This is a genomic window from Vibrio olivae, assembly GCF_042428525.1.
Classification (GTDB): Bacteria; Pseudomonadota; Gammaproteobacteria; order Enterobacterales; family Vibrionaceae; genus Vibrio; species Vibrio olivae.
The window spans coordinates 86,934-103,927 of the sequence record NZ_JBHMEP010000002.1; the positions used below are offsets into that span (position 1 = coordinate 86,934).

The following is a 16,994-nucleotide window of genomic DNA, read 5'->3' on the forward strand; positions in this document are numbered from 1 at the left end:
AACCACATCTAACAATAATGAAAAACATCAATTCACGCTTCAAGAGGAACAGATATGAATATTCTAATGGTATTAACATCGCATGATGAACTGGGCAGTACCGGCGAGAAAACAGGCTTCTGGCTTGAGGAATTTGCCGCCCCTTACTACACCTTCCTCGATGCAGGCGCAACGATCACTCTTGCGTCACCAGAAGGCGGTCAACCCCCACTGGATCCGAAAAGTGCGCTGGCCGATTTTCAAACCGAGCTAACCGAGCGCTTTAATCAAGATCCAAGCGCACAAAATGCTCTAGCGAATACCGTCAAGCTTGAAACCGTCAGTGCGGATGATTTCGATGCGGTATTTTACCCAGGTGGTCACGGCCCATTGTGGGATCTCACCAATTCACAAACCTCTATTGCGCTGATTGAACGCTTTGAACGCAGCGGTAAACCGATTAGCTTTGTTTGCCATGCGCCTGCCGTTCTACGTCATGTAAAAGCTGAAAATGGCGAGCTTCTGATTAAGGGGCGTAAAGTGACCGGATTTACGAATGGTGAAGAAGCTGGTGTTGAACTGACCGACGTTGTGCCATTTTTAATTGAAGATGAATTTAAATCAATTGGCGCGGATTACCACAAAGGGGAAGATTGGGGTGAGTTTGTTATCGAGGATGGCAAACTGATTACAGGTCAGAACCCTGCGAGCTCCGAAGCGGTGGCCAAAGCGCTTCTCGCTCAGCTTAGCTAAATGAATTGATGCCATCATGCGCATAAAAAAGGCCACTTAAAGTGGCCTTTTCATTGTTTATAGAACCATCTTAACGCGCAGCTAATGCGTGTTTTAAGGTGGTTTCAATGGTTTCAGTTGGACGACCAATCAATTTAGATAGAGTTTGAGAGTCATCAAACAGGCCACCTTTTGCAGCGCCCGTTTCCGAGTTGGCAAGTGTTTCTGCCAGCGGCGCAGGCAGGCCAACTTGTTTTAAAATATTCGCGTACTCATCTTCGCTGACATTGTTGTAAACCACGGTTTGTCCACTAAGTGCAGACAGATAATCGGCGAATTCACCGAGCGTAAAGGCTTCATCACCAGCTAACTCGTACACTTTACCCACTTGGTCTGGCTGAGTCAGCACTTGCGCTGCCGCTTCAGCGTAATCAGCACGAGGAGCCGACGCAATTTTGCCTTCACCCGCACAACCAAACATCGCGCCATGTTCAAGCGATGCGCCAATGCCATTCACATAGTTTTCAGAGTACCAACCATTGCGCAAAATCGCCGCTGGTACACCTGATTCAGCAATATACGCTTCGGTTTGTTTATGTTCTTGCGCCAACGCAAGCGGTGAGTTGGTTGCATCAAGAATACTGGTGTAAGCCAGCAGTTCTGCACCCACATTTTTGGCGGCATCCACCACGGCTTTGTGCTGAGCAAAACGTTGCCCAACTTCACTGGAAGAAATCAACAATACTTTGGTGGCGCCCTCAAAAGCGGTCACTAAAGATTCAGGTTGCGTGTAGTCAGCAAAACGAACATGCACGCCTTTATCTGCAAGATCTTGCGCTTTTTCGACATTACGTACTGCTGCAACAATGTCAGAAGCAGCGACATATTTAAGCAAAGCATCAATCACTAAATGACCCAGTTGACCTGTTGCACCTGTTACGACAAGCATATTGTTCTCCTTAAATTGACGGTGAATTACGACGATCATTTGACCGGATGTGTGTATAATAGATCCCTAACAAACTAAAAGTAAGTACGTACTAAAAGGTAAGTATGAAAGAAGACCAATTTGCATCTCTTGCCGATGCTCAGTTTCAAAAAGGCGATGTGTTTTCAGATCGTTGCCCAAGCCGCGAAGTGCTTAACCATGTCACTAGCCGTTGGGGCGTATTGGTGCTCATGGCCCTGCTCAACGGCGAGAAACAACGCTTTAGTCAATTGCGTAAACGTATTTTGCGCATCAGTGAAAAGATGTTAGCCCAAACACTTCAATCTCTCGAGAAAGACGGGTTTGTTCTACGCACGGTGTACCCCGTTGTGCCGCCCCATGTTGAATATGAACTCACCTCAACGGGGTTTGAAGTAGCAAATAGAGTACAAGGCCTCGCCGTGTGGCTTGAAGATAACATTCATCAAATCATTGAACATCAACAAGATTACGAGCATAAACGCGCAGAAAAAAGTATGAATAGTGAGAAATAGGTCGATTCGGTTATCGGCTTTTATCCTCCAGTTGTGAGGCATCAAAAGCCGTTGGCCCTTTGCGCTCTGAATCTTCATAAAAAAATTACAGGCTTGGTTTTCTTATCAAGAATAAATTACATTCAGCGCGTATTGATACCGAACTCCAATAAAATTAATAATCCTTTAATTTCAATGAATTAAATTTACAAACATAAGTGGCATACCCATTGCATCTATTAAAGTGAGTATTTAATAGTGTAAGGAGAAAACCATGAACCGCGATCTTTTAGAAGGCAATTGGAAAGAGCTTAAAGGCAAGGTACAAACTAAATGGGGTGACCTTACCAATGACGATTTAGACAAAATTGAAGGTAGCCGTACTGAGTTGATTGGTAAACTTCAGCAAATCTACGGTAAGTCTCGCGAAGAAGCAGAGCGTGAAGTTGATGACTTTGAACAAGGTCGTTAATGTTATCTAAATAAAAAAGCCGCCATTTGGCGGTTTTTTTATGTCGAGCTAGAGACGTCGAGAACCACCACCTGACCACTTTCCATTCGTATTTTAGCAATGGGTCACTGTTTCATCGACGATTTAGCGCCCACCATAGACTTATCGACCATAGTTAACTTGTGCATCGTTAAACTGCGGTCAACACGCAAGGTGATAAGATGATCAAACCTGTGGCGAGTTTCACTCAAGCTAAATGGCAAAGCATCAGAGCGAGCTATTGGTTCGTTCCTGTTTGTATGATGCTTATCGCGTTTTGCTTAGGTTACGCCTGCATTTATTACACGCCCGTTTTTATCTCTGAATCGTTATTTCGCGATTACCTTCCAACGGTACCTGCGGACACTGCCAGTGATTTAATTTCCGCCATCGCTACCTCGATCATCACCGCCACCAGTATTGCGTTTTCCATGACCTTAGTGGCGTTGACGATGGCCTCATCGCAATTTGGTCCGCGATTGCTGCAAACCTTTATGGATGACCGCGGCACTCAACTGGTTTTAGGGTTCTTTACCTCAACGTTTGTGTTCTGCCTCATTGCATTGCATCGTGTCAGCGTTAGCGATACAGATACCATCACCTCATCCGCCCTTTCTGTATTGGTATTGGTCATCGGCATTTTTGATACACTGGTACTGATTTATTACATCCACCATATTGCCCGTTTTATTCAGGTTGATGAAATCATCAGCCGCTGTTATCACGAATGCATTCGCAGCCTATCCCATCTATTTACGTTGACCGATGAAAAGAAAAACCACCAATGTTTGAAACCATCAGCGATTGTGGATTCACCCGTCATCACTGAACTTTCGCTCACCGAGAGTGGTTATGTCCAGACCGTCGACTATCACCATTTGCTCAACCAAGACGGTATTCAGGGCATCGATATTTTGGTGAGAGCGGGCGACCATGTGGTACCGAACGAAACACTGCTGCGTATTCACTCAACAACCCAAATCGATGATGAAAGAAAACACTACTGTTTATCTTGCATTGTATTGGGCAAGAAAAGGACGTCACTTCAAGACCCTGAATTCTCCGTTTCCCAGCTTGTCGAAATCGCTCTACGTGCACTCTCTCCAGGGATTAACGACCCGATCACGGCGATGACTTGCGCAGATAGGCTAACGTCAGTGTGTATCTTGATGGCCGAACATCAGTTTCCATCTCAAGCGATCAGAAATACCAACACCAATATTTGGCTAAAAAGACGAACTTATACCTATGAGTCCGTACTCAACACCGCATTCGATCAACTAAGGCAAGCTGGAGAAAAGCATATTGATGTGATGATTCATCTTGTGCGCTGTTTAAACGTCATGAGAAAGCAACTGCCACAAGAGTACATTCAAGCCGTCGATACACAAATCTCTGCGGTCAACGATTTGGTGAGTGCGCACATTGGGTGTGATAAAGACCGAAACGACGTTACGGCAGTCGTTAACATCGGGAAGCAATTACACTAGCGCGCTTGCTAGGACGTTACGATAATGGTGTTGCTACACCAACCATTTATACATAATCAAGCAATCGACCAATCCGTGTTTAGGATGCTGATAACCGCGAGGAATGGTACCGATGGTGGTAAACCCCAATTTCTGCCACAACGCAACCGCAACCTGATTGGTTGAGACGACGGAGTTAAATTGCATTGCTTTAAACCCATGTTCAACCGCGTAGTGTTGGGAGTGCTCACATAAACACCGAGCAACGCCCTGGCCGCGAGCAAAGTCACTCACCATATAACCACAATTGCACACGTGGTTCCCCGGCCCCTGAGCGTTAGGTTTGATATAGTAAGAGCCGAGAATCTGACCATCTTGTTCTAACACAAACGTTGCAAACGGTAATTCACACCACACCTTATATGCCGCTTGGCGTGACATATTGGCATCGAACGCATAGGTGTGCTGCGCTCGGATGATGGCTTCAAATTGAGGCCAAAATTGCTCGAAATCCGTTTGGGTCATGGGTCGTATCACAGGGTTAACTCCTTATTTTAATGGCAATCCATCAGATATTTTGCCAAGTGATTGAGCATCATAAATCTGCCGCGCCGAAAATCAAACCGTAAACTGATTAACAAAACAATGAATTTCAACCACATAGCCTGCTATAGTTGACCGGGTATGGTCGCCCTTTTATTCGTAGCATAACGGTTGATATTCGCCGTTGGCTGACGTAGTGTTTTGGTCGGCTGGCGCACAAATGAGAACTCAGTTCGATGAGTCACACTACCGAAATCAGGCCAACTCTTCCTCTTCTTTTTGGATAGTAACAAATGCAATTATTTCGACACCTAGGGTGGTTTTTCCGCCGCTACTGGTTTACCTACTCACTGGCGCTGCTCATGCTGATGCTCGTCGCTGGGATCAATATGGCGGTGCCGTGGTTCATTGGCCAAGCGATAGACCACATGCTAGAAACGCGCGAACTCACCAAAGCCGAGTTCTATTTGGGCGGATTAGCCATCGCAAGTCTTGCGGTGTATTTTCTACGCTACGGTTGGCGACGGATGCTGTTTGGCACGTCATATAAGCTGGGTAATATTTTGCGCCAGCGCTTTTATCAACGCCTAACGAAGCAAGGCCAAGCGTTTTATAATATCCACTCTACTGGCGATTTAATGGCGCGGGCGACCAACGATATTGATGCCGTTGAAGTCGCGGCTGGAGAAGGCATTCTTTCAGGGTTTGACGGCTTGCTGACGTTTATTCTGGTGTTGATCATGATGTTTTTGTTCATCGACTGGAAATTAGCCGCGCTGGCCATTTTGCCTTTCCCATTTATGGGTTATGGCTTCTATCGCTTATCGAACCGCATTCATCACCAGTTTAAAGACACCTTAGATCGCTTCTCGTCACTCAATGAACAAACGCAACAGGCGATTTCCGGTGTTCGAATGATTAAATCCATGGGCCGTGAGTCGATTGAATCTGAGCAATTTGATCGCATTGCCGAAAAAGCCGCCAGCAGTACCTACAAAGTACAGCGCTCTGAAGCGATGTTCGATCCTATTATTCAACTTAGCCTTGGCTCTGCGCTCTTGATTGCCCTACTCGCTGGAGGCTGGCAGATCCACGTGGGTAACTTAACCGTTGGCCAGCTCACCAGTTTTACGATGTATCTTTCTGAGTTAATTTGGCCGATGTATGCGTTTGGCTGGCTGATGAATATTTTGCAGCGCGGTAATGCTGCAATAGGTCGATTAGAACAGCTTCTCAACTTACCCGACTCGATTGCTGACAATGGCCGTGAGCAAACTCACGGCTATGACATCACTGTCAATCATCTTACCTTTCATTACCCCGATACCGAGCAAGCCGCGCTCAGCCAAGTCTCTTTTGAGCTTAAGCAGCAACAAGTACTCGGTATTGCAGGGGCGACAGGGTCGGGAAAATCAACGCTGTTGCAACTGCTGATGCGCTACTGGGATACCCAAGAAGGCGATATTCTGCTTGGCAGTAAAGCGATTCAACACATTCCATTGGATACACTGCGTAGCCACTATGCCTACGTGCCGCAAGATGCCTTTTTGTTTAGTACTAGCATCATGGAAAATATTCGCATGGGTCGCCCAGATGCCTGCGATGAAGAAGTCTACGAAGCCGCTCGCCTTGCCTCAGTGGATGCCGATATTCGCCAGTTTCCAGAAGGCTATCAAACGTTAGTTGGAGAGCGTGGCGTGACGTTGTCTGGCGGTCAACGCCAGCGGTTATCCATTGCGCGAGCCTTGATTAGCCAAGCGCCAATCTTGATTCTTGATGATGCTTTGTCGGCGGTCGATATTCACACGGAAAAAGAAATCATTGAGCATCTTGCGCAGCGCACTGAACAGAGCTTGATTATCGTGAGTCACCGGCTGTCAGCCATTGAGCAAGCGGACACGATTTTAGTGTTGGCGCATGGTGAAGTGATTGAACGTGGCAACCATCAACAATTAATCAATAGTGACGGCTGGTATTCGCGCATGGCCGCGTATCAACAAATGGCACTTGCCATGGAGGAAGCGTCTTAATGTCTCGCAGTAAAACAAATAAAGCCGCATCGCAAGACACTAAACCGTCTGGCTCTTTGCGCCTGCTAATGAGCTATGTATTTGCTGATAAACCTCTATTTTACAAAACCTTACTATTGGTTGTTATCGCCACGGGGTTCGATGTACTGGGCCCCATGCTCAGTAAAGTGTTTATCGATGAATTCATCATGCCGGATCGCTACCCAGTGTGGCCGATTGTTGGTGTCATCTCACTATTTATTATCTCAACCCTGCTCGGCACCTATCTCAAATACAAGCAAACCATGCGCTTTTTGGATATGGCACTCAACGCGGTGTTAGACATTCGTAAACGTGTTTTCAACCATGTCTTGCGTTTGCCGATGGCCTATTTTGATTATGCTCGTACAGGGCAACTGGTCAGTCGCATTACCAACGATACCGAATCCATCAAAGACATTTACGTCCAGTTTTTATCAAACGTATTAGCCAACGTAATCTTGTTAATTGGCATTTTGATTGCGATGGCAATTCTTGATGTAGAACTGATGCTTATCGCACTGCTGTTGATTCCAACCGTGGTCGGCTTGATTTACCTTTACCAAAAATTCAGTGTCAAAGTGGTCACCGAAAGTCGCCAACTGCGCTCGGATATTAATGCCACCATGAACGAATCGATCAGCGGCATGTCAGTAATTCAAGCGACCAATCAGCAGCAACGCAAGTTTGAGCAGTTTGATGGTATCAATGACGGTTATTACACCACGCGTTTAAAAGCGGTTACCATTGGCTCACTGATGCTGCGCCCTGCGATTAACTTTCTCAGTATCATCATCTTATGTGGGATTGTTTGGTTCTTTGGCATCAAAGTTGTGGAAGGCTACGTCGAAGTGGGCGTGTTGTATGCCTACCTTAACTATTTAGGCCGCTTTACGGAGCCACTGGTTGAAATCACTCAGCGCTTTAGCCTTTACCAACAAGCCATTGTTGCCGGTGATCGCGTGTATGAACTGCTGCAAGAACCGACCGATCAGGACCAAAGCGGTACGGTGACGGACCTAAAACACGGCGCGCTGAATATTGAACACTTAGTGTTTGGCTATCAAAGCGATAAACCTGTGCTTCACGACATCAACGTAACGATTGAATCCGGTGAATTCTTTGCGATTGTTGGCCATACGGGAAGCGGAAAAAGTACGCTGCTCAGCTTGCTGCTTAACTTTTATCAGCCGCAGTCCGGGCGTATTTGTTTGGACGGCCATGCGCTCAACGCGTTTGATCATGACACGCTGCGCCAAGGCGTTGGTTTTATTCCGCAAGAGCCGTTCATTCTTGCTAGCACCCTGTTTGAAAACATCGATATGGGCCGCGGCTTAACCCAGCAGCAAGTCGAACATGCCGCCAAACAAGCCCATTTACACGATGTGATTATGGAGATGAGTGACGGCTATCAAACGCAGCTTGGTGAAGGTGGACTGAGGCTTTCCACTGGTCAGCGTCAGCAATTGATCATCGCTCGGGCGCTCGCTGGTTCGCCTAAAGTGTTATTACTCGATGAAGCCACGGCGAACGTTGATAGCGAAACCGAACAAGTGGTGCAGCGCGCTTTAAGCGATTTGCACGGCAAAGTCACCATGATTGTCGTTGCCCATCGACTGTCGACTATTCGTCATGCCGATAGCATTTTGGTGCTGGATAAGGGGCACTTGATTGAGCAAGGTGATCATCCGCATTTGATGACTCTTGACCAAGGACGATATCGCGCGATGTATCAGCTTCAACAGCAAGAGCAAAAAGTCGCTCAAGCCGCGATTTAAATCAACGCTAAACCACAAATTGACACATTACCAAGCATCAAAGCGTAGACACATTGCGCTTTGATGCTACTATCTTCTCAACGTGCGGGCACTGCCCCTTTCGTAAATCACCTTTGGAGGAATGACCATGATTGTATTCGTAACACACACCGGCAAAGGTGAAGTCAGCCGTTAATCATTGTGCTCTTGTGAGCAAGCTACTCCCCTTCCCTTTTGCCCGGTATTAAAACCGGGGTCTTATGCCTAGTGCAACCACTTACTCAGTAAGTACCTGACCCTTTATTGATAGAATTTAGCGAACTCTGCGCCATCGCGCCGATGATTCGTATGGTTCAAGGTACAAACGACATGAACACATTATTTACTCACCCGATCTCACTGCAAGAACTCGGATGGAAACACTATTTTCAGCAACAACTGACCAACGATGAACTCGATAATGCCGTTATCGCACGTGTGATTGGGCATCATCGCAGTGGTTACGATCTGTGCACATCACAACACGAAATTCATATGGCGCATCATCATCAATACCCTCCAATAACGGTTGGCGATTGGTTATTGGTGGATTCAGACTATCGCTTGCTTCGCGTACTAGAGCGTACCTCGCTATTTCAGCGCAAGGCCCCTGGTAGCGCGCGGCAACAACAGTTAATTGCTGCCAATGTGGATACTGTCTTTATCGTTAGCTCACTCAATCATGACTTTAATTTAAGCCGAATTGAGCGCTACCTGACGCTGGTACGTGATTCACAGTCACAACCCGTGATTGTGCTGACCAAGCAAGACTTAGCCGATGACGTGTACGCCCTGTGCCATCAAGTGCAAAAACTCGATGCCAGTTTAATGGTAGAAACGGTTAATGCGCTGGACGCACAAAGCGTGCAAGGCTTATTGGCATGGTGCCAAACCGGGCAAACGGTGGCGCTGTTAGGTTCATCTGGTGTTGGCAAATCGACATTAATTAATACGTTATTAGCGTCTGACACTCAGCAAACCGGCGGCATACGCGAGGATGATAGCAAAGGTCGTCACACCACCACCGCGCGATCAATACATAAAATGCCCATGGGCGCATTGCTGATAGATACGCCAGGAATGCGTGAGCTGCAACTTGCTGGTTCTGAGCAAAGCCTCGCGCACGCATTTGGTGATATAGAAGCGTTGAGCGAACAATGCCGATTTAGTGATTGTCAGCACCAGACGGAACCAGGCTGCGCCGTTCAACAGGCGATACAGCAAGGTTCTCTTGATGTAAGGCGACTTGAAAACTATGCCAAATTGCAACGAGAGCAAGCCTTTAATACTTCAACCCTTGCAGAAAGGCGTCAAAAAGGGCGAGAATTTAATAAGCACGTTCGCTCAGTTATCAGTCAAAAGCAGTGGTTGAAAGGCGAATAGGCTTCCTACTTCCAATGCAACAAGATAGACGCCATGTTAGTATGGCGTCTTCTTTCACTGGCTACCAACTTCATGAAACAAGAAATTTATCTCGCGGGCGGATGCTTGTGGGGCGTACAAGAATTTATTAAGTACGTACCGGGCGTATTGGATACCCAAGCAGGGCGAGCCAATGGCACAAGTCAAACGACACAGGCTGACTACGATGGCTATGCCGAATGTGTGCGGATTGAATTTGATTCACACGTGTTAAGCGTTGAAAGACTGATTGAGCATTTATTTGAGATCATCGACCCTTACAGCGTCAATCAGCAAGGACCAGATGTCGGCGAGAAGTACCGCACAGGGGTATACAGTAAACATACCGACCACCTGTTAGCTGCACGCCATTTTATTGCTGCACGAAAAGATGCCGATAAAATCGCGTTAGAAGTATTACCACTGACGAACTTTGTTCCCAGCGATGACGAGCATCAGCACCACCTCACTCGTCACCCTGAGAATCACCACCTATGCCCTATTCCATGGAATATTTTGCATCGCTATAAGGGGAAGTCTGATTAGTGATTCTCGCAGTTGACGAGATTGCCGAAAGAGTACGCCTAACTTAAAATTCGTCGCCAAATTCATATTCTGAAACTTTTAGGAACTTTATATTTTTTAATACATTTTCCAATTTAATTTTCAGGCGTTCATGTATAAAGATAGAAGATAAATCTGTACCTCCCATTTTAAATATCAACCTTTCATTTTCAGGTATTTTATCTAAAATAGTAGAATCCAGTTTATACTTATAAACTCTCGGATAATAATCAGGGGCTTTTTGTTTATAAAGAGAAGAGTTTCTATCCCAGCAATCTAATTCTTGATAAATATTTATCAAATAAAAATCACTTGATGACTTGTTTTGAAATTCTACAACGGCAGGATAAAGCTTACCTCCATAGATATGATCATCAATTATAATTTTTAAATCTTTAGAAACAATGAAACTTGGAATACAAAAAAGCATCATAGGATCTAAACTAAGAAAATCATCAGTTTTGGCATTAAATTTGACTGATACTTCCCCATATACAAGCTCTCTGTAGTGAAATCGCCTCTGTGCTGTAGTCTCTGTTGGCACAACATGAAATGCTTCATTTTCTATTTCATAATTCGGAGACATTAAATAATATGTGTCATTATAATTCATTTTTACTTTCCTACTTTCAAAGTATATTCCTGTTTAGAAATTAGTAAACTCTGTATGATTACGATTACATATCTGAGGGTGACCTTTTTCAGATTATTAAGATCCGCAATATTTTTCTCCTACATCCTTGTTCTCCCGTCTTAAAACTTTTATGAACACTAGTTAAACGAACGGAAAAGTCTTTAATATCATCGAGAATATTGTCACTACATTTATCTATAAAGCCCTGAACCTCTTTAGCACTGCCTGTTTTACAATACTTCTCCATATGATCAACAGCCTATGTATTGCTGAAACTTTCTGAGTTTTTTCGTTTTTCCATAACAACTTTTTGTCTTCTTTTTTAACTCTGCGTCTTTCAGTAAGTCAGAAACATAGTGATACCATCTGATAGATCAGCCAATTAGGAGAGTTGTTATTAGCTTAGCTCTTGGATGCAAATTGGAAATGGAGCGGCAGAGGTTAGGAAGTCTCGCATCGTCGGCCCTGAAGAGATCTACGGCGACGCCAAAGACTATATCTCCATCAACTCACCAATGGCCCGCGCACTACTCAAGAAAGAAGTCGACGACGAGTTTGTCGTCAAAACCCCAGAAGGCGAAAAAGAGTGGTTTGTGAATTCGATTTCTTATCAGCAAAAATGACCGTCAGAGTGATCAACGTTCGCTTATCACTCTGACATCAAACTTAGTTTAACGCTCTGTAAAGTAGGCAAGATTGCTGATTAGTCAATAAACTGCTTGCCCATTTTCCACTCAGACACTTTGACAAAATTAAGCGTATCCACGTTATGCTTTTTAAATACCTTGACGATACTTTCGTGAACCATAATATGCCCAACATCACCATATTTAGGCATAAACACAAGACGTTGCCCCTCTGGAATCTGAGACATTTTTTCATCACTCAAATAATACTTTTCAATATCATGCATATCGTCTTCGGGATCATAATCATCTATGTCACATAACTCTAAATCTAAAACGTCCAGCTGTTCGAAAACGTTAAAAAACCAAAAAGATTCAAAATACTTACCTGTATCATCAATTATAATGGCTGGATAAAACTGAAAATTATCATTTTCAATACTTCCAAGTGAATTCTTTATTCCCTCAGAGATTATTGGATAAGTTATATTCATATGCGCTAACTTAATTGGACGTTTAATTCCGGCAGAGAGATCCTTATCTTTATACGCATTTTCAAAAAATAGAGGAGGACCAGATTTAAGCTTTGTATATTCATAGTCCCTCATATCTGATTGCTTTTGTGCTTTAAGATATAAAGTATCTTCATTGTATTTATTGAAAATAATATAGTAGCTTTCGTTGTATTTGTTCATTGACCTACCTTTGGTGTCCAACTTGTTCCTTTGTATGTAATCGTTTTGGAGTTCCCAGAAATCTTACTACTTTGATAGCGCCTATCCATATCAATTCGTGTCACCGATTTATAGTGGCACCGATTAGTTTCGCGATGTCCATTCGGATATTATCAGCGTCATTAACGTCAAACTGGCAAATTAGAAATGAAGTGGGCGAGGTGAAGAAGTCTCGCATCGTCGGCCCTGAAGAGATCTACGGCGACGCTAAAGACTATATCTCCATCGACTCACCAATTGCCCGCGCACTACTCAAGAAAGAAGTCGACGACGAGTTTGTGGTCAAAACCCCAGAAGGCGAAAAAGAGTGGTTTGTGAATTCGATTTCTTATCAGCAAGGTGAGTAATGGGGGTAAAAGAAAAAGGGCCAAGGCCCTTTATCAAACTACATTGTTAGATATTTTTATAGGCGCTTACTAAAAATTACTCCCAAAAACATGCCATCGCCTAATACTACCGACACTATCTAATGGGGATTTTTTAAAAATTACCTCCAATAATAAGCACTTTATAAGTCCAATATCTAAATTGCTTCCATATTAAATATGGTACTTAGCAAACTCTCACTACAGATCGTCATAAAACTCATCCTCCTCATCCTCTGAGGTAAAAGCACTGCCGATACTCCAATCTGCAACTTTGACAAAACGCATACCTGTTAGACCTGCGGCTCTGAGTGCTGCAACGACCGACTCATGATAGAGATACTTGACATCTTCGTTCATTCTAAACACCAACCGCTCTTCAATAGGAATATCGTCTAGTACTCTTTCATCCAAAGAGATTTTTTCTAAAGTAAATTCATCATCAACATAGGAACCCTTAATTCGAGAACGCCCATGATGCAGCACCCGATAGTTTTGCCAAATATGAATTAAATAGTGATCACTCCATGTATTGCCATTATTCTCAATATCGGCTCCGTAAAACTCAACGCCGTGAAGGTTAAACGATACGAGTACTTCTTTGAATTTATGTGATACTAAACCTGTTGCTGAAACACGATGATAATCACAAGGTGAAAAGTTACCGTCATCTCCCCAAGTAACGTGTACATGACCTCTCCCCCTGACCAATCGCTTGATTGAATATTCAGATAACAGTTCAATTCCAAGTCTTTCGTCTGACTTCCGACTTTCGTTCAACATATAAACGCCGGAGCACTCATCTTCTGTGATTAAATAATATTGGTGATCGTAGTCCATCTACTTTCCTAATTTTAATTGTTTCTCAAATGGGCCTTTACCAAGGCTATGGTTGCGTTCACAAGGGCAATGATCAGTACGTTTTTGCTTCTTATTTTCTTTGAACGTTTGTTTACTTGCTCCTGTACCGCTCTTTTTCGCACCGCTGCAACCATATTTGGAATCAGGTCGATAGTCACGGCTATCCCAATCGATCGTCCATGTGAAATCATTGATGTAGCCAAGAATATGTTTACTTTTCGCCTTCATTTTATTTGCAAATGCTTCGTCCGGATTGGGTTCATTGCAAAATTTACCTTGTTTAATTAGCAGTAGTACACTGTCAGCAAGTTCTTGTGCTGCTTTAGGGTATGCGAGAAAAGGTTTTTTCTTAAGCAGCTTGTTCCCGAAAGCATTTAGCTTTCCCACATCGTTGTTTTTTTCATGAGTACGAAGCACAGCAAAGGCTTTTTTATCCTCTACCAAAGCGATCCCTTCGCTGTGGTTTGTGGGATGGCACTGCACACAGAGTTCACACGCTAATATTGGCTTCATTGGTAAAGTAACAAGATTATTTATAGAGTTAATGTCAAAACTGAAATCATCAAATGCGTTTTCAAACGAAGGATAACCTTTCACTGCTTCAATAGGTATTACATGGTGTACTGCCAACGTACGAGCCCCCGCATACCATGGGTGAAGCTTAGGAAAACCAATATTGGCCTTCTTCATATTTGCTGTATGACGGTTACCAACTCGATCAGTAAAACCTCGACCTTTCTTTTTACGTTTGCGGTTTTTACATTTCGGACTTCGACAAATAGGGCAGATTTTATCTAATTCTGTTTCATCATCTTCTGGCTTTTCTTTATGGTTATTTTTCTTATGTTTTTTACCTGCCACCAGTTCGTTTAGCGCTTTTAGGACTGGTTCTGCCGCTTTACCGGCAGATCTCGCACTAGTCGCTCCCGTTAAAAGCACAGCCATGGCCGGGCCAGCTACTCCACCTGCAGCAGTACCAGCAGCAGTACCTCCAGCGATTATCGCTCCGTCAATGCCTTTTTGCGTAACTAAAGACAAACTATATTTCGCAGCTTCATCTGCGGGTAATGCATCTAAATACAACTTTGGAAGCGTCAATAAATACTCGCGAATTTCTTGGTCTGAAATAATAAGAATCAAGCGTTCCATCGCTTCTGTTGCTTCTTGTAAATAAAGTGCGCCTCGATCTACTTTTTTCAACGCTTCTTCTAGAACATCGATATCGCCAGTAGTGAGGGCATAGATCAATACACTAAGGTCAATATCGAGAGCATCGAGATAATCACTAATCTCACCAAAATCAGGGATATAGTTAACTACTCCATCACCAACCCCTTCAGCGGCTGACTTTGCTAACTCCCAGCAATATTCGGTAAGCGATGCATTGTCTAATGCCGCTTTTTTATCTCGAAGTTCGTTTAATTCTTCTTCCGTTTGCGTCTTAAGTTGCTCAAGCAGCTCCTTCTGAAGGTTCAGTTGGGTTGCATTATAAGAAACAGTTTCTTTGACCAGATGGTCTGAGTACTTTTGAAGTTCATCTTTAAGAACCTTCAACTGTGCTGGTCTATTAGATTCTGCTTGGGCAGCTTTATCTGAATCGCCAAACTCAATTTTTGGCACTTCTTGCTGAGGAACTCCATAAATCAGTGCTTTACCTTCACCATCCAACCATCCCTTGAAAACTTCACCGTTACTATATTTAGCTTGATAAGGTATATTCGAAACTGGTGTCTTTTCCTTATCATCGTATGTTAGAGAGATTGGGAGAGGTTTAGGCATGACCTTTTGCACATACACAATGTCATTAACTTTACCTGATTCAGTTGAACCGCCATTTTGGAATTGGTTAACAACTTTAGGAACCGAACCATTCTGCTGGATAGTTTGAGATTTTTCTTTTAATGAAGCGATCGCTTGACTGAAAGAATCAGAAAGCCCTTGCTTAGTATTCTTAACTTTCTCGGCATGTTCTCCCAACTGAACCGAGATTGCCTCATAACCTTCTCGATCTGCATACTGCTTCATTGTTTGAAGACGCGTTTGAACCTTTTGCAAAACGTCAGAGGTCTCATTGACTAATAACTTCTTCTGAGCATCCCAGTCAAAATCTTGCAAATATGTTTGTGCATCTCCGTACCCTCTAGCACGCATTAATGCTAAAAAGTTATGTTTAGACTCATCTTTATGAATTTTTTGAGTCAGTGTTATCACTTCTCCATCAGGTGCAACGATCGAGGCAAGAACGGATATGTAGTTTTCGATATGCCCGTTATCAACGTTATTGTCATCAAATAACGTCGTTAAGCTTGTGGCAAGAAGATGAACTTCATAATCCGATGCTTGATACTGAAAGTGAGTATGATATTCATACGCCAACATTTGCTTGAATTGTTTATCTGTTGATAAATTCGATTCAAACACTCCCCAAGATTGTCTAGAAGCATCAATCGTTCGCGACTTCCAAAAAGGTAAACAATCTTTTGCACAATATTCAAAAAACTCATCGTCCGACAAATCTTTTTTGTGGGGATTAGTATCTCTCATCGGGATGACCGAAAATGGTCGTGCATCTTCCTCATATTCAATAACACACATCACTGCCGGCAAACCTCCGACCGAGCCTTTGCCTTTATTATCCAATTGCCCAGACGCTATCTCTGCCCCCGCACTGTCGAGTACCTTAAAGTTGGCATTAGTTAACGGCTCTCCATCTGGATAACAGCACTGGACATCTATGGTATAAGTTCCTTCTGCATCTTCCGATACCGATACTGATGGGTTTTGTGCACCGCCTAGACACATGGTGTTGGCTTTGTTCATGGTCATTTGATCGGACAAGCGGCACACGCCTGCACCTTCAAATTTAACAGTCGGAGAAGCAGAGATGAATTCGGCTTCGGCTTCAATCGTCCCTGATGCTACGCCCTTTTTGTCGCCGCCAGCATCTCCCGTACTTTTAGAGAATTTGCTGCCTTTGATCGCCACACTGTTGCCGCCATCCATGGTAATGGTGGTGGTGCCGTCGGCTAGGTCTGCCGATTTAGCGTTATTGCCATAGGGGATAGGTACCACAGGCGGCCCACATTGGGTCAAACACACGTCCGGAAGTGTCGCGTTGGCTTCGCCACCCGACCCTTGGTGAACAACACTTAATCCATTGGCGTTGACTGTAACTCCCACAGTTTGTGTCCTTAAAATCAGCTCAGCTAAAATAGTGGTTATAATTTACCAAAACTCACTTTATCACTCTGACTAAAGTACTAGGTAAAATGCGCTTTCTTATAGTGTGAA

Annotated in this window: 14 protein-coding genes and 2 pseudogenes; 10 read left to right on the forward strand and 6 right to left on the reverse strand. The window is 43.9% G+C overall.

The features are described 5' to 3' along the window. Window positions 1-54 precede the first annotated feature (54 nt). Window positions 55-732, forward strand: a complete 678-nt coding sequence (locus ACFFUV_RS10280) for a type 1 glutamine amidotransferase domain-containing protein (RefSeq protein WP_390192126.1) — start codon at window positions 55-57, stop codon at window positions 730-732. A 70-nt stretch (window positions 733-802) separates the two neighbouring features. On the opposite strand, the gene ACFFUV_RS10285 is transcribed toward ACFFUV_RS10280, so the two are convergent. After that, window positions 803-1,660: an SDR family oxidoreductase gene (locus ACFFUV_RS10285; protein ID WP_390192129.1), complete on the reverse strand. Its 858-nt coding sequence runs from the start codon at window positions 1,658-1,660 to the stop codon at window positions 803-805. A gap of 104 nt (window positions 1,661-1,764) precedes the next feature. On the opposite strand from ACFFUV_RS10285, the gene ACFFUV_RS10290 reads away from it, so the two are divergent. The 3 genes from ACFFUV_RS10290 to ACFFUV_RS10300 all read left to right on the forward strand — a co-directional run bounded on the left by ACFFUV_RS10290 (window position 1,765) and on the right by ACFFUV_RS10300 (window position 4,152). Beyond that, on the forward strand, window positions 1,765-2,193 hold the full coding sequence (locus ACFFUV_RS10290; protein ID WP_390192131.1) for a winged helix-turn-helix transcriptional regulator: 429 nt from the start codon (window positions 1,765-1,767) through the stop codon (window positions 2,191-2,193). Window positions 2,194-2,446: 253 nt separating this feature from the next. After that, complete coding sequence (locus ACFFUV_RS10295; RefSeq protein WP_390192133.1) at window positions 2,447-2,644, forward strand: CsbD family protein; 198 nt, start codon at window positions 2,447-2,449, stop codon at window positions 2,642-2,644. A 200-nt stretch (window positions 2,645-2,844) separates the two neighbouring features. Further along, the gene (locus ACFFUV_RS10300; RefSeq protein WP_390192136.1) at window positions 2,845-4,152 is read left to right on the forward strand and encodes a DUF2254 domain-containing protein; all 1,308 of its coding nucleotides are present in this window, start codon (window positions 2,845-2,847) and stop codon (window positions 4,150-4,152) included. Between the two features lie 33 nt (window positions 4,153-4,185). On the opposite strand, the gene ACFFUV_RS10305 is transcribed toward ACFFUV_RS10300, so the two are convergent. Beyond that, on the reverse strand, window positions 4,186-4,668 hold the full coding sequence (locus tag ACFFUV_RS10305; RefSeq protein ID WP_390192138.1) for a GNAT family N-acetyltransferase: 483 nt from the start codon (window positions 4,666-4,668) through the stop codon (window positions 4,186-4,188). Between the two features lie 299 nt (window positions 4,669-4,967). On the opposite strand from ACFFUV_RS10305, the gene ACFFUV_RS10310 reads away from it, so the two are divergent. The 4 genes from ACFFUV_RS10310 to ACFFUV_RS10325 all read left to right on the forward strand — a co-directional run bounded on the left by ACFFUV_RS10310 (window position 4,968) and on the right by ACFFUV_RS10325 (window position 10,465). Then, window positions 4,968-6,704: an ABC transporter ATP-binding protein gene (locus ACFFUV_RS10310; protein WP_390192141.1), complete on the forward strand. Its 1,737-nt coding sequence runs from the start codon at window positions 4,968-4,970 to the stop codon at window positions 6,702-6,704. Then, complete coding sequence (locus ACFFUV_RS10315; RefSeq protein ID WP_390192142.1) at window positions 6,704-8,500, forward strand: ABC transporter ATP-binding protein; 1,797 nt, start codon at window positions 6,704-6,706, stop codon at window positions 8,498-8,500. Before ACFFUV_RS10310 ends, ACFFUV_RS10315 begins: the two co-directional genes overlap by 1 nt. A 348-nt stretch (window positions 8,501-8,848) precedes the next feature. Beyond that, the gene (rsgA, locus tag ACFFUV_RS10320) at window positions 8,849-9,901 is read left to right on the forward strand and encodes a ribosome small subunit-dependent GTPase A (RefSeq protein WP_390192144.1); all 1,053 of its coding nucleotides are present in this window, start codon (window positions 8,849-8,851) and stop codon (window positions 9,899-9,901) included. A 33-nt stretch (window positions 9,902-9,934) separates the two neighbouring features. After that, a complete protein-coding gene (locus ACFFUV_RS10325; RefSeq protein WP_390192147.1) occupies window positions 9,935-10,465 on the forward strand; it encodes a peptide-methionine (S)-S-oxide reductase in 531 nt (176 codons plus the stop codon). A 43-nt stretch (window positions 10,466-10,508) separates the two neighbouring features. Here the strand turns inward: ACFFUV_RS10325 and ACFFUV_RS10330 are convergent, their stop codons facing one another. After that, complete coding sequence (locus ACFFUV_RS10330; protein ID WP_390192149.1) at window positions 10,509-11,096, reverse strand: imm11 family protein; 588 nt, start codon at window positions 11,094-11,096, stop codon at window positions 10,509-10,511. A gap of 428 nt (window positions 11,097-11,524) precedes the next feature. Between ACFFUV_RS10330 and ACFFUV_RS10335 the strand changes: the two are divergent. Continuing rightward, window positions 11,525-11,740: pseudogene (locus ACFFUV_RS10335) on the forward strand (GreA/GreB family elongation factor); the annotation flags it as partial. Between the two features lie 80 nt (window positions 11,741-11,820). On the opposite strand, the gene ACFFUV_RS10340 reads toward ACFFUV_RS10335, so the two are convergent. Continuing rightward, on the reverse strand, window positions 11,821-12,438 hold the full coding sequence (locus ACFFUV_RS10340; RefSeq protein WP_390192150.1) for an imm11 family protein: 618 nt from the start codon (window positions 12,436-12,438) through the stop codon (window positions 11,821-11,823). Between the two features lie 176 nt (window positions 12,439-12,614). Between ACFFUV_RS10340 and ACFFUV_RS10345 the strand changes: the two are divergent. After that, a pseudogene (locus tag ACFFUV_RS10345) lies at window positions 12,615-12,824 on the forward strand (GreA/GreB family elongation factor); the annotation flags it as partial. A 219-nt stretch (window positions 12,825-13,043) separates the two neighbouring features. On the opposite strand, the gene ACFFUV_RS10350 reads toward ACFFUV_RS10345, so the two are convergent. Then, on the reverse strand, window positions 13,044-13,682 hold the full coding sequence (locus ACFFUV_RS10350) for an imm11 family protein (protein ID WP_390192151.1): 639 nt from the start codon (window positions 13,680-13,682) through the stop codon (window positions 13,044-13,046). Then, on the reverse strand, window positions 13,683-16,883 hold the full coding sequence (locus tag ACFFUV_RS10355; protein ID WP_390192154.1) for a PAAR-like domain-containing protein: 3,201 nt from the start codon (window positions 16,881-16,883) through the stop codon (window positions 13,683-13,685). It lies immediately after the preceding gene. Window positions 16,884-16,994: the final 111 nt, after the last annotated feature.